A 13,045-nucleotide genomic window follows, 5' to 3' on the forward strand; every position below is an offset into this window, starting at 1 on the left:
CCAAAGTGGGCTGTATTTCCGAAATATTTTGTATCTTAGCCATATCTTTGTTGGGGTATTTCCCCCGTTTTGGCTGCCAAACCTTATTTTCGGGGGAATATCTAAAGATACAAAAAAGCCAACTAATCCGCAATACATTGTGTATGAATTAGTTGGCTAATTTTATACTATTTACTGAGTGTCCCTAAAGAAATTTTGAAGGGAGAATCCGACGGTCAGTTACCGCAAGATTCTCCCTATTTTATTTAATCTAACGTGAGTTCGAAATAAGAATAAATATATTTCACTGATAATTAACAATATAGCAATAAAAGTATTAAATTTTTAGTGCTGAATAATAATATTTAAACGATTACCGCTATGTTTCCAGAGTCTAAAGTTACAGAGATTTATTGTATGGCTAATGATTTTGCAAGGAATTTACATTGCAACAGGAAAATATATGATTGAGGATAAAAAGACCAGACATCGTAACAAGCCCAACTGTATGAGTGATGCGGTGCATTTTTCAGACTGCGACCATTATAGCCTACAGATTTATTCCAGATGATAAGCAACTACAGCACACCCTTGCCTGTATCCTTATCAGGAACATTTACGTCACTGATCATTGATAGAAATCCCTTTGTTTTTATAATCATGTCCAAGACTTCTTTGTCTAACCGGTTACAGTATTCTCATGACATGAGACGTTGGAAATTATTCTTTTCCTCATTAAGTTCCTTTACCATAATAAATTCCTCGTCTGTTTCCTTTATTATTTTAAACCCAAGTTTAAGGTACATATGGACTGCATAATTTGCCTTCTGTACGGAGAGCGAAACATGTTTATAGCCTTTACTGACAAGCAATTTAATTATCTCCTGCATTAAACGGCTACCAATACCTTTGTTCCTGTATTCCTTGTACAAGGATATGGAAAGAGAAGGAGTTTCATCATTTACATGGCCGTAATCATTCATGATGCGTACCCATGCAGCTCCTACAACCTTACCGCCAGTTTCGGCAACCAGACAATAATCATCTTTTTTCTTACCGAAATTTTCAATATAAACTTTCAATTCCGGCAATTCAACAACATCTTTCGATGGCGGCTCTACACCTTCGGGAATATAGATAGCTTCGTAAAGAAAATTTCTTAGCAAATGGTGTTCACCAGCTTGCAAAGGACGTATAATATAATTGGTTGATTCGTTCATTGTTCACATTTTCTTTTCAGGTCTGCTATATACCGTTTCTGCTGTATTCTCAAATAAAACCATGCAAAAGGATATAACCACCATTTTTTCAGTTTTATTGCCTCTGTAAAAATTATTTCTGTCCCATTTTCAATCTGCCTGAAATGTCCTGTCCACTCCCCGGAAAAGTTCTCATTATCCATAAGGAATGAATATTTCAAGAAAGGCTTTAACACGGTAATAGTAAAACAGGTTACATAGCCTTCATTACTTATCTCCTTGAAATGACGCTCATCAGAAACTTCTATATCTTTTATATCACTTCGCCATGAATAGTCATAAAGTGAAGTGACTGAATGCCAGACTGATGCTAAATCAGCCTGTATAAATGATTTTATCGTTGTGCTTATCATGGGACATCTTTATATTTGTCTTGCCGTTTCTCCCAATCCTCTTTGGTCAGCAAAGTAAAATGCTCCGTACGGATATCTCCTAAAGGAGAGGTCTTTCCTTTTTCCGTATGATGAAAACGGAAACCGCATTTGTCCATTACTCTGCGGGACTTAATATTTCCGTCATAATATCCGCACCATACTCTTTTGATATTCAGTTCATAAAAACAACGTAAGAGCAGACACTCAACTGCTTCCGGTATCAGCCCTTGTCCCCAGTAAGGGACACCAATCCAATAACCAATTTCGGCATCACCCTCCTGCATGTCTGCACTGTGCACTCCGTCACCGAACATGATGCCTACACTACCAATAGGTTCATTGGTCTCTTTTAAAACTACAGCATAAGTTTCCGGAGCAGAAAGTATATCCCTTATTACCTCCCTGCTGTTTTCAACAGACGTATGTGGTGGCCATCCTGCTATCGGTCCTATTTTCGGATCTTGTGCATATTTGTAGAGAGATGCAGCATCTTCTTCTGTCCACGGACGAAGTATAAGTCTTTCGGTTTTCATAAATCATTCATTTAGTTATAGAATCAAATGTTCGGTTATAATTTAATGTTATACAATGAAATAGAAAATTATCAAGAAAGAATCTTTGCTTTCATATTCATTTTTTATATATACGGAGATACTATCGGTAAATAAACTGTCATTTAACAAATTCAGAAAGATTATCAATCATCTTTTTCAAATTGGCTTCATTTTCCTCATCTGATATTGTAGGGTCTTTCATGAAGCGGACACATGGTAAATCCGGACAGTTTCCACAATTTTTCCGCTTATGTTCACTGCAGCATTTCCATATAGGACATACTGTATCACCTGTATACTGAATCCAAAACACCTTACCTTTAATATTTCTGCATCCTTTACATTCTTTTGGAAAAGACTTACAGTTTACACATCTTGCTCCACATGGCGAAGGATAAAAATAATCATCTTTCCAATACCACCATTTACACTTTTCTATATCCGGATTCTCAGAGTTAATATAATATTCCAGCGCACGATATAGATAAAGTTGACAACGGTCTATAGAACAGCCCCGTAGATTACACTCTTTCTGATATAAATCATCTGCCTTCACTCCTTTAAGAGAGTCGATTGAAGTATATCCATCCCATAGCTAGTAAATCCCGCTCAGTTTGTACTCCTACATTAGGGAGCTTACGAAAAGGATGTACTGTTTTCTTTAATGCGTTTGAAGATTGCTTTTGAGAGGGATATGGCAGGTATTTCCATAATCTACTCACTACTTCCTGTAAGATTGTCTTATGCTCGACATCCTGGATGTAATGTTCCTTTGCCCCTTCATAAGGGATTCCGCTTTCAGCATCAGACATCAAATCAGAGAGTTCAGGGAGTCTCTTTATATATGCTATATTGTCGCAAACCAGAATTATCGGTTTTTCATCGAGATAAATCATATAATCACCAAACATCTTCCGGCAACGTACATAGCCCAAGTCTTCAAGCTGGGAACTGATAAATTCTATAAATTCAATATTACTTGCCATATAGCCATTTTAATCTGTAAGTTAATATAAGTGATAATAATGTATACTAAGAATGACCAGAATCCAAAGATTTCCACTCAACGGGTTATATGTAAATCAAATGTTGCATTAATATATAAGATTTATAATGTCTTTAATATTCTTATTACAGCTATTATATAATCTGAACCCTCCGCATACCCAATCTCATCAAGCCAAAGCAGATAGTTTCCACCTTTATACTTGTATTGAATTTAGTATAATAAGTTCCCAGAGTCTTTGTCGGCGCAATGCCCATTGTAACCTGGATGTCGGTACCCTTTCCGATGGTCTTTACAATCTTATGGCCGTAGGAAACTAGAGCACAGCCACATTGTTTGCCTCTAAGATGTCACGGATCTGATAGAAAGGTGTACACATCTTGATGCCCATTGCCTTTACTTCGTTGCTTCTGGCCACGACACAACCGTCATTGTTACTCAGAACAACGACAGGTTTGTCACGGAGCAACAGATTAAACACGCGCTCGCATGAACAGTAGAAGTTATTGCAATCGACAAGGGCTATCATAAATATTCTACTGCAAAGATATTAATAGTATAGCAAACTATAATCATCTATAATCAAAACTACCCTACAGAGTATTGAATAAGTGTCAGGATATATGTAGCTTTGCGCTTGATAAACAAAAATAGCCTAAGTTAGGTGTTTTATGTCTAGTTTTTTGAAGTATGTTAAAGGACTTTTTTATATCTGTTTGCTTTTGTTGTTCTGCAATAAATCAGAAGCACAAAATTTATCAAGTATCATTGATAGCTGTCATTATTATCTGGATAAGCAAGATACTATGTCGTTTAATAAGACCTACATCAGAATTCTTGATGCTTATGAAAAAGAGTATGATGCAGAACTACATTCTATTGAGGAAGAATTAAAAGAGATGAGAATTGAAGATCAAAGCATACGATTGTTACTGCTTGATGCTTCGAAGAAGAAACAAAATGTAAATAAAATAAGAAGGATAATGGACGACATAGACCGAAGAAATGCTGTCAGAGTTGCTGAAATCATTGACCAATACGATTGGCTTTCTCCCGATGATATTGGATATGAAGCGAACGAGGCTCTTTTCCTTTGTATTCAACATTCCCAAGATTCTTTAATCCAGAATAAGTATTTACCTATACTGAAAGAAGCCGTCCGAAATGGTGCGGCTAAAGGCTGGCAATATGCTTTTCTGACTGACAGGAGCCTTATGAATCAAGGACAAAAACAAGTTTATGGGACACAAAGAATAACCAGGAATGGAGTTGATTATTTGGTCCCTCTACAAGATATTGATAAGGTCGATTCGCTCAGAAAGGAAATAGGACTTGAGTCTTTGAGTGAATATATGAAAGACTGCGGACTAAAAAACGGCTGGAGCAAAGAATTTTACAGAAACAATATAAAACTACATGAATCTATTTTTGATTCATGGTTTAAATCGTTTAAGCAGAATTGAAAATATCTTTTTTACCCGGCGGCTCATATCACCATACAGATTGTAGTTGGAACTGAAGACAGCCACATTGTTTGCCTCCAAGACTTCACGGATCTGATAGAGAGGTGTACCCATCTTGATGCCCATTGCCTTTACTTCGTTGCTTCTGGCCACGACACAGCCGTCATTATTATTCAGAACAACGACAGGTTTGTTACGGAGCAGCGGATTGAACACGCGCTCGCATGAACAGTATTCCTCGTTAGCCGGAACAAGCCAGATACACTTCTACTTATCGTCAAAGCACACAGTCTTCAGTGTGAACTCTCCATCGATGAAAACCACAACGATGTCACCGTCCTGAGGTTCCAGGGCTTTGTCGATGACAAGCAGGTCGCCGTCATCAATGCCGCAGTCCTTCATGAAATCGCCGGAAGCACGGGCATAAAAGGTAGTAGCCGGATGGCGTATGAATTCCCGGTTTAAGTCTATACTGCCAGTCACGTAGTCCTGAGCCGGTAAAGGAAATCCAGCCCTTACCCCCTGATTAGCAAACGGCAAAGTCAGTTCGCTACTCAGGTCAGCAGAATACGTGGTAAGTTTAATGTTCATCCGAGTAGTCCTTTCTCCAGCATTTCCTTACGAAGAAGTCCTTTCTCAACCTCAGTCATATCAGCCAGTTTTAATCTGTGGGGGTTCTGTCTCTGATAAGCCTTGACATCTTCAATCACATCAAAATAATAGTATCTATTTATCGTATTGAGAAACTCAAAACAATATGCATGCACTTATAATATATTATTAATTAACGTATTACAAGTTCCATAATTCATATAGCATACGCTTTTCCTATAAGTTTACAAAAGATGTTATATATGGAAGATACATTTCAAACAAATTCATTTTTATTCAGGACAAGAAAATTGTACATCAATTGCAAATTCCTTATCATTTATTTAAAAATTTAATGAGATAAAGAAGTAAAAAATACAAACAGTATATACATTTGTTTTTATATATATATTTTACTTATTTTGTAAAAAGAGAAAATGCTCATACATGGGCGTGGGTTTATCCCACAGGGAAAGAGATATTTGGGGAAAATATATAGAAATGACAATTTGTTACAGGGCATATATAAAAATATGGTTATACTTTCATTTTTAATTTTATTACTATGAGACAACAAAATTTTGTATTTTTCTTGTTCTTGACCATTTTCATGGGACTGTTTACATCGTGTACAAAGGATACAATTGACTTATGAGGAGTCGAGCAACACGGTAAGCGTGACTTACTCTGACGGAAATGTACCGACAATTCAGGATGGAAAGGCAATTGTGCTTCCCAGCCAGTACGACTATGACGTCCGAGTGATTGAGAAGCATGAGATAAATGGCAATCAGGTAAGCCTAAAAACCAGACAGGGTAATATGTGGATTTATTCCAAAATACGGAGTTCACATTGACAACGAACCCGGATCTATCTCCTGTAAGCCGTACTGGAAAGGGAGGATCAATCATTACCCCATCGCAGGTGACGCTTGTCGCGGGAGACAGTCGCATCGTGATTTATGATAATAAGATGGCAAGCACTCGTGCAGATGTGAATATCGTGGATAATTTGTATACTTTCTCGCAGGATTATAAAGGGAATGTATTATATGAGAAGGACGGAAGCAAATTGTATTGGGACAAATGCGCTTTTGATCTTGGTTTAAACAGTGTGTTTTACTTTAACTTCAGCGAAGAGGTGATAGATGAAATCAAGAAGGGTGACAACGCTTACAAAGTATATAACTCCATTCAATGTATACATTTTTGATGTATCCTTGTTTGCGGGGTACTCCACCATTACAGACAACGTTCCCATGGGTGTAACATGCATTACATTTTCAACGAATAACAATACTCACTTTAAATAGGCCATTTTTTGTATATCGAGGACTTTCCTGTATTAAGACTCTCTTACGGGTTTTCTTCCTCACCGAAAAAGTCCAGGACTGGAAAGTCACAGCAGAAAAAATTATCTAAAAGGAATAAAAATGTCAATTTATAAGCAAAATGCAATATAATTATTATAATATACATATATCACCCCGCAATTATTAACAAATTATAAGCAATTAAGTCCCCCTATCAATTTTGCTGAGAATAATACCACCCAATATTTATCTTTTTGAAATCAAAATTATATATTTGCCAAACAATTTGACACATTTAATAGGTATTACAAAGAATATAAATTGAAAATATGAAAAATAGCCTACTTTTTAATAATAAGCCAAAAGAAAAAATAGGATTGTACGATCCGACTTACGAACACGATGCATGTGGTGTAGGAATGATTGTAAACATCCACGGAAACAAAAGCCACGAATTGGTTGAATCGGCTCTGAAAGTGCTCGAAAACATGCGTCATCGCGGTGCTGAAGGTGCTGACAACAAGACAGGCGACGGAGCAGGCATCATGTTACAGATTCCTCACGAGTTTATCTTATTACAAGGAATTCCTGTGCCTGAAAAAGGCCGGTATGGAACTGGTATCCTGTTTCTTCCCAAAGATAAGAACGACCAGGAAGCTATTCTCAGCATCATTATCGAAGAGATTGAAAAAGAAGGACTCACATTGATGCATTTGAGGAATGTTTCCACATGCCCTGAAATTTTAGGTGAGGCTGCACTGGCTGCCGAACCTGACATTAAACAAATTTTTATCACCGGGTTCACCGACAGCCAGATAGCCGAAAGGAAACTATATATTATAAGGAAAAGAATAGAAAACCGCATAAGACGATCGGATATTCCCACCCGAAGCGATTTCTACGTATGCTCGCTGTCGACAAAGAACATTGTCTACAAAGGCATGCTCTCATCCATGCAGTTGAGGGGATATTTCCCAGACCTGACCAACAGTTACTTCACCAGCGGTCTTGCTTTGGTTCACAGCCGTTTCAGTACCAACACCTTTCCGACATGGGGACTTGCCCAGCCCTTCCGTTTACTGGCACATAACGGTGAAATAAACACCATCCGAGGAAACCGTAGCTGGATGGAAGCCCGCGAATCGGTATTGTCTACCCCTGCATTGGGAAATATACGCGAGATACGTCCCATCGTACAACCCGGTATGAGCGATTCAGCCTCCCTGGACAATGTTCTGGAGTTCCTTGTCATGTCAGGCATGAGCCTGCCTCATGCCATGGCCATGCTCGTACCCGAATCTTTCAACGAAAAGAACCCCATCAGTGAAGACCTGAAGGCTTTTTACGAATATCATTCCATTTTGATGGAACCATGGGACGGTCCTGCTGCCCTGCTCTTCAGCGACGGCAGATATGCCGGCGGTATGCTCGACCGGAACGGACTCCGCCCTGCACGTTACCTCATTACCCAAAATGACACGATGGTAGTAGCCAGTGAGGTAGGTGTAATGGATTTCGAGCCGGGTGACATCAAAGAAAAAGGACGCCTCCAGCCTGGAAAAATCCTGCTGGTTGACACACAAGAAGGACGGATTTACTATGATGATGAGCTGAAACGCCAACTGGCCGAAGCCAAGCCCTATCGTGCATGGCTTGCCAGCAACCGTATTGAGCTGGACGAACTGAAAAGTGGAAGAAAAGTCGCACATAGCGTGCCTCATTATGATGACATGCTCCACATTTTTGGATATACCCGGGAAGATATTGAGAAGATCATTCAGCCTATGGCCGAGAATGGTGCAGAACCTGTAAGTGCCATGGGTAACGATACTCCCTTGGCTGTATTGAGCGACCGGCCACAATTGCTGTTCAACTATTTCCGCCAGCAATTTGCCCAAGTCACCAACCCGCCTATCGATCCTATCCGCGAAGAACTGGTCATGTCGCTCACCGAATATATCGGAGCTGTAGGCATGAATATCCTGACTCCCGATGCAGAGCATTGCAAGATGGTAAGACTGAATCACCCCATACTGACCAATACACAACTGGATTTGCTTTGCAACATTCGCTACAAAGGATTTAAAACGGTAAAGCTTCCTATGCTCTACGACACTTCCAAAGGAAGAAACGGTTTGCAGGAAGCTATTGCCTCGCTGTGCAAGCAAGCAGAAGAAAGTGTAAATGAAGGCGTCAACTATATTGTCCTGACCGACCGTGAAGCGAACGATACCCATGCTCCTATTCCTTCACTGTTGGCTGTCAGCGCCGTACATCATTACCTGATTTCGGTAGGCAAGCGTGTACAGACAGCCCTTATCGTAGAAAGTGGAGAAATACGTGAGGTGATGCATGCAGCCCTGTTGCTCGGATTCGGAGCCAGCGCTCTTAATCCCTACATGGCTTTCGCTGTACTCGACCAGCTGGTGGCCGACAAAGACATTCAATTGGATTATGCCACAGCCGAGAAGAATTACATCAAAGCCGTATGTAAAGGTCTGTTCAAAATAATGAGCAAGATGGGTATCAGCACCATCCGTTCTTATCGTGGGGCAAAAATATTCGAAGCTGTAGGTCTGAGTCAGGAGTTGAGCAATGCCTATTTCGGCGGACTGAAATCGTGCATAGGTGGTATCGGCCTGGAAGAGATTGTCAAATTCAGATTCAGATCCGCTCATTCTCATACAGAGAAACCGGATGTCGAAAGTGCTGACAGCACAAAATCTGACAAAGGACTTCTGCCTAATGCCGGTATCTATGCGTTCCGCAAAGATGGAGAAAAACACGCCTGGAACCCTGAAACCATAGCCACTCTGCAACTGGCTACACGTACGGGAAGTTACAAGAAATTCAAAGAATTTACCCAACTGGTGGATGAAAAAGAACAACCTATCTTCTTACGCGATTTTCTGGATTTCCGGCGCAATCCCATTGACATTAACCGTGTAGAGCCTGTCGAGTCCATCGTACGGAGATTTGTCACCGGAGCCATGTCGTTCGGAGCCATCAGCCAGGAAGCCCATGAAGCCATTGCAATAGCAATGAACCGCCTGCATGGACGTAGCAATACTGGCGAAGGGGGTGAAGACAGTTCACGGTTTGGTAATGAAACCAGAAGTGCCATCAAGCAGGTAGCTTCCGGACGTTTCGGCGTGACTACTGAATACCTGGTCAATGCTGATGAAATCCAGATTAAAGTGGCTCAGGGAGCAAAGCCGGGTGAAGGCGGACAGTTGCCAGGATTCAAAGTCGACGAAGTAATAGCACGTACCCCTCACTCTATTCCGGGCATTTCACTTATCTCGCCCCCACCCCATCACGACATCTACTCCATCGAGGATCTGGCCCAACTGATTTTCGATCTGAAAAATGTAAACCCGCGAGCAAAAATCAGCGTCAAACTGGTAGCCGAAAGCGGCGTCGGAACCATTGCTGCCGGTGTAGCAAAAGCCAAAGCCGACCTGATAGTCATTTCTGGAGCCGAAGGAGGTACAGGTGCATCACCTGCATCAAGTATCCGGTATGCAGGTATTTCACCCGAACTTGGATTAAGTGAAACACAACAGACGCTGGTACTGAACGGTCTGCGCGGACAAGTCATCCTGCAAGTGGACGGACAATTGAAAACCGGACGTGATGTGGTATTGATGGCTATGCTTGGTGCCGAAGAATACGGATTTGCCACTGCCGCCTTGATTGTACTGGGTTGTGTGATGATGCGGAAATGCAATCAGAATACATGCCCCGTAGGAGTAGCTACTCAAGATGCCGAACTTCGTAAACATTTCAGGGGCCGAAGCGAATATCTGGTAAACTACTTCACTTTCCTGGCACAGGAAGTACGCGAATATCTGGCCGAAATCGGAGCCGAAAGACTCGATGACATCATCGGACGGACAGATCTTATCATCCGGAGCAAACGCGATTACAAGAATCCCAAGCATACGTTGCTCGACTTCTCGCAATTGCTTACCCGTGTGGAAAACGAAGCAGCGATACGCCATGTCACCGACCAGCAACACGGTATCAGCCGCGTAAAAGACGTGGAAATCCTCCACGCTGCTGCCGAAACATTGGAGAACCAAAAAGAAATCTCCTTGGAATATACCATTGCCAATACCGACCGTGCTTGTGGAGCCATGTTGTCGGGAGCCATTGCCCAGAAATACGGAGCCAAAGGTCTTCCGGAACATACTCTTAACGTGAAGTTCAAAGGTTCGGCCGGACAAAGTTTCGGTGCTTTTCTGGTACCTGGCGTCAACTTCAAGTTGGAAGGGGAAGCCAACGATTATCTGGGTAAAGGACTCAGTGGAGGACGTATCGCAGTATTGCCTCCCGTACGAAGCAACTTTGAAGCCGAGAAGAATACAATTGCCGGAAACACCCTGTTGTACGGTGCAACCAGCGGAGAAGTATACATCAACGGATGTGTAGGCGAACGATTTGCTGTACGCAACTCTGGAGCCATCGCTGTAGTCGAAGGTGTAGGCGACCACTGCTGTGAATACATGACCGGAGGACGAGTAGTCGTTTTAGGCAAAACCGGACGAAACTTTGCTGCAGGTATGAGTGGAGGGGTGGCTTATGTATGGAACAAGGAGGGAAACTTCGACTATTTCTGTAATATGGAAATGGTAGAGCTCTCACTGATAGAAGAGGCATCGTACAGAAAAGAGTTGCACGAACTCATCCGGCAACATTATCTGTATACCGGTTCCAAGCTGGCACGTGTCATGCTCGACGACTGGACACACTATGCCGGTCAGTTCATTCAGGTAGTTCCTATTGAATATAAAAAGGTATTGCAGGAAGAACAGATGCGCAAACTGCAACAAAAAATTGCAGACATGCAGAGAGACTATTAAACTTATTGAGGAAGTTAAGAGATTGGAAGAGTGTGAGTCTATATTCTTATCATCAGTCTGATTTACAGATACAAGACTGGCAGTATTCATTTTCCGAATATTGTTTTCTTAGCTTCCGATGAAGTGACAACTGCTTAAATAAATGACAACATGGAAACTTCAAAAGCATTTTTAAATATACCCCGCCAGGAAGCGGGATACAGACCTGTAGAAGACAGAATCACCGACTTCAGCCAGGTGGAGCAAACCCTGAACAGCCGAGACCGTAAGCTCCAGGCCAGCCGATGTATGGATTGCGGAGTGCCTTTTTGCCATTGGGCGTGTCCGCTGGGCAACAAAGATCCGGAATTTCAGGCAGCCCTCAGCCAGGGAAAATGGGAAATGGCATACAGAATATTATCACAAACCAATGACTTTCCGGAATTTACTGGCAGAATATGCCCTGCATTGTGTGAAAAGTCATGTGTATTGAAACTTTCATTCGATGCCCCAGTCACCATCCGCGAAAACGAAGCAGCCATAGCCGAAGCTGCCTTCCGCGAAGGTTATATTCAACCTCAGCAACCGGTAAGAAACGGTAAGAGAGTTGCAGTCATCGGTGTCGGTCCGGCCGGATTGAGTACGGCTGTCAGACTTAATGCACAAGGGTTTGAAGTTACTATCTTCGACAAAAATCCGATGCCGGGCGGACTTCTCCGTTACGGTATCCCCAACTTCAAGCTTCCTAAGGAAATCATCGACCGGCGCATGAGACTTCTCAAAAAAGAAGGTATCCACATGGAGATGGGAGTAACGGTCGATGTGGAAAAACTTCCGGAAGGATTCGATGCCTATGCCTTGTGTACCGGAACCCCGGAAGCCCGTGACCTGAATATCCCTGGAAGAGAGTTGAAAGGCATCTATTTCGCACTCGACATGCTGGCACAGCAGAACCGGATTTTGGACGGAGAAACATTCTCCAAAGAGCAACTGGTAAACGCACGTGGCAAGAAGGTACTCGTCATCGGCGGCGGAGATACAGGCAGTGACTGTATCGGTACCAGTATCCGACAAGGAGCCGTAAGTGTCACTCAGATTGAAATCATGCCCAAACCGCCTGTAGGACATAATCCGGCTACCCCCTGGCCTCAATGGCCCGTCGTACTGAAAACGACTTCCAGCCACGAAGAGGGTTGCACACGGCGGTGGAGCCTGAACTCGACCAAATTCATCGGACGAAACGGGCGTGTAACCGGAGTCGAAGTGGAAGAAGTGGAATGGATTACAGACACGGATAGCGGACGGCCTGTAATGAAGGCTACCGGCAAAAAAGAGATCATCGAGGCAGATATGGTACTTTTGGCTATGGGGTTCCTGAAGCCCAGACATCCGGAACTTCCTTCCAATGTCGTGATAGCCGGCGATGCTGCCACTGGAGCTTCGCTTGTGGTAAAATGCCTTGCTGACGGAAGACGTGCTGCCAAAGATATCGAACAGATGTTATCTGAAAAGGAGAAATAAATTTGTTATTGAAGTTTTGCGGGTCATTCTGCATTATTCTGATAGGACCGGCAGGTTGACCGGATAAACCAACCGTTTATACCCGAAAAGCAAGAAGAACCGGTACTCCCCTGCTCATCAGCAACTGAAAAGTACAACTTG

General features: G+C 42.2%; 10 protein-coding genes and 4 pseudogenes. 5 read left to right on the forward strand and 9 right to left on the reverse strand.

The annotated features are described in order from the left end of the window. Nucleotides 1-360: 360 nt before the first annotated feature. A pseudogene (locus H3001_RS19785) lies at nt 361-499 on the forward strand (IS982 family transposase); the annotation flags it as partial. 178 nt (nt 500-677) lie between these two features. Here H3001_RS19785 and H3001_RS10280 read toward each other — a convergent pair. The 7 genes and pseudogenes from H3001_RS10280 to H3001_RS19790 form a co-directional block, all read right to left on the reverse strand. Continuing rightward, entirely contained in the window at nt 678-1,199 is a 522-nt protein-coding gene (locus tag H3001_RS10280) for a GNAT family N-acetyltransferase (protein WP_181214851.1), read from the reverse strand. Then, nucleotides 1,196-1,591: an SRPBCC family protein gene (locus H3001_RS10285; protein ID WP_181214852.1), complete on the reverse strand. Its 396-nt coding sequence runs from the start codon at nt 1,589-1,591 to the stop codon at nt 1,196-1,198. Before H3001_RS10285 ends, H3001_RS10280 begins: the two co-directional genes overlap by 4 nt. After that, a complete protein-coding gene (locus H3001_RS10290; RefSeq protein ID WP_181214853.1) occupies nt 1,588-2,145 on the reverse strand; it encodes a GNAT family N-acetyltransferase in 558 nt (185 codons plus the stop codon). Before H3001_RS10290 ends, H3001_RS10285 begins: the two co-directional genes overlap by 4 nt. A 139-nt stretch (nt 2,146-2,284) precedes the next feature. Next, nucleotides 2,285-2,722, reverse strand: coding sequence for a DUF3795 domain-containing protein (locus H3001_RS19280; RefSeq protein WP_219915861.1), 438 nt, complete (start codon nt 2,720-2,722; stop codon nt 2,285-2,287). 4 nt (nt 2,723-2,726) lie between these two features. Next, nucleotides 2,727-3,152, reverse strand: coding sequence for a TfoX/Sxy family protein (locus H3001_RS19285; RefSeq protein WP_219915862.1), 426 nt, complete (start codon nt 3,150-3,152; stop codon nt 2,727-2,729). A gap of 122 nt (nt 3,153-3,274) precedes the next feature. After that, nucleotides 3,275-3,399, reverse strand: a pseudogene (locus tag H3001_RS19470) (glucosaminidase domain-containing protein); the annotation flags it as partial. Nucleotides 3,400-3,497: 98 nt separating this feature from the next. Then, nucleotides 3,498-3,701, reverse strand: a pseudogene (locus tag H3001_RS19790) (Y-family DNA polymerase); the annotation flags it as partial. 277 nt (nt 3,702-3,978) lie between these two features. Between H3001_RS19790 and H3001_RS10305 the strand changes: the two are divergent. Next, the gene (locus H3001_RS10305) at nt 3,979-4,635 is read left to right on the forward strand and encodes a DUF6624 domain-containing protein (RefSeq protein WP_317170768.1); all 657 of its coding nucleotides are present in this window, start codon (nt 3,979-3,981) and stop codon (nt 4,633-4,635) included. Here H3001_RS10305 and H3001_RS10310 read toward each other — a convergent pair. Continuing rightward, nucleotides 4,633-4,896: pseudogene (locus H3001_RS10310) on the reverse strand (Y-family DNA polymerase); the annotation flags it as partial. The gene H3001_RS10305 and the pseudogene H3001_RS10310 sit on opposite strands and share 3 nt — an antisense overlap. Before the next feature lie 6 nt (nt 4,897-4,902). After that, entirely contained in the window at nt 4,903-5,226 is a 324-nt protein-coding gene (locus H3001_RS10315; protein ID WP_181214856.1) for a LexA family protein, read from the reverse strand. Nucleotides 5,227-6,049: 823 nt separating this feature from the next. Between H3001_RS10315 and H3001_RS10320 the strand changes: the two genes are divergently transcribed. The 3 genes from H3001_RS10320 (at nt 6,050) to H3001_RS10330 (ending at nt 12,904) form a co-directional block, all read left to right on the forward strand. Further along, nucleotides 6,050-6,439 carry a hypothetical protein gene (locus tag H3001_RS10320; RefSeq protein ID WP_181214857.1) on the forward strand — a complete coding sequence of 130 codons (390 nt, stop codon included), beginning with the start codon at nt 6,050-6,052 and terminating at the stop codon, nt 6,437-6,439. 429 nt (nt 6,440-6,868) lie between these two features. Continuing rightward, complete coding sequence (gene gltB / locus H3001_RS10325) at nt 6,869-11,404, forward strand: glutamate synthase large subunit (RefSeq protein WP_181214858.1); 4,536 nt, start codon at nt 6,869-6,871, stop codon at nt 11,402-11,404. Nucleotides 11,405-11,554: 150 nt separating this feature from the next. Further along, nucleotides 11,555-12,904, forward strand: a complete 1,350-nt coding sequence (locus tag H3001_RS10330; RefSeq protein WP_181214859.1) for a glutamate synthase subunit beta — start codon at nt 11,555-11,557, stop codon at nt 12,902-12,904. The last annotated feature ends 141 nt before the right edge of the window (nt 12,905-13,045 follow it).

Source organism: Phocaeicola faecicola (genome assembly GCF_013618865.1).
GTDB lineage: Bacteria > Bacteroidota > Bacteroidia > Bacteroidales > Bacteroidaceae > Phocaeicola > Phocaeicola faecicola.

Coding starts and splice junctions, on each gene's coding strand:
- H3001_RS10290 (WP_181214853.1), bottom strand. CDS start 2,145: ATGAAAACCGAAAGACTTATACTTCGTCCGTGGACAGAAGAAGATGCT.
- H3001_RS19285 (WP_219915862.1), bottom strand. CDS start 3,152: ATGGCAAGTAATATTGAATTTATAGAATTTATCAGTTCCCAGCTTGAA.
- H3001_RS10285 (WP_181214852.1), bottom strand. CDS start 1,591: ATGATAAGCACAACGATAAAATCATTTATACAGGCTGATTTAGCATCA.
- H3001_RS10315 (WP_181214856.1), bottom strand. CDS start 5,226: ATGAACATTAAACTTACCACGTATTCTGCTGACCTGAGTAGCGAACTG.
- gltB (WP_181214858.1), top strand. CDS start 6,869: ATGAAAAATAGCCTACTTTTTAATAATAAGCCAAAAGAAAAAATAGGA.
- H3001_RS10330 (WP_181214859.1), top strand. CDS start 11,555: ATGGAAACTTCAAAAGCATTTTTAAATATACCCCGCCAGGAAGCGGGA.
- H3001_RS10305 (WP_317170768.1), top strand. CDS start 3,979: ATGTCGTTTAATAAGACCTACATCAGAATTCTTGATGCTTATGAAAAA.
- H3001_RS10280 (WP_181214851.1), bottom strand. CDS start 1,199: ATGAACGAATCAACCAATTATATTATACGTCCTTTGCAAGCTGGTGAA.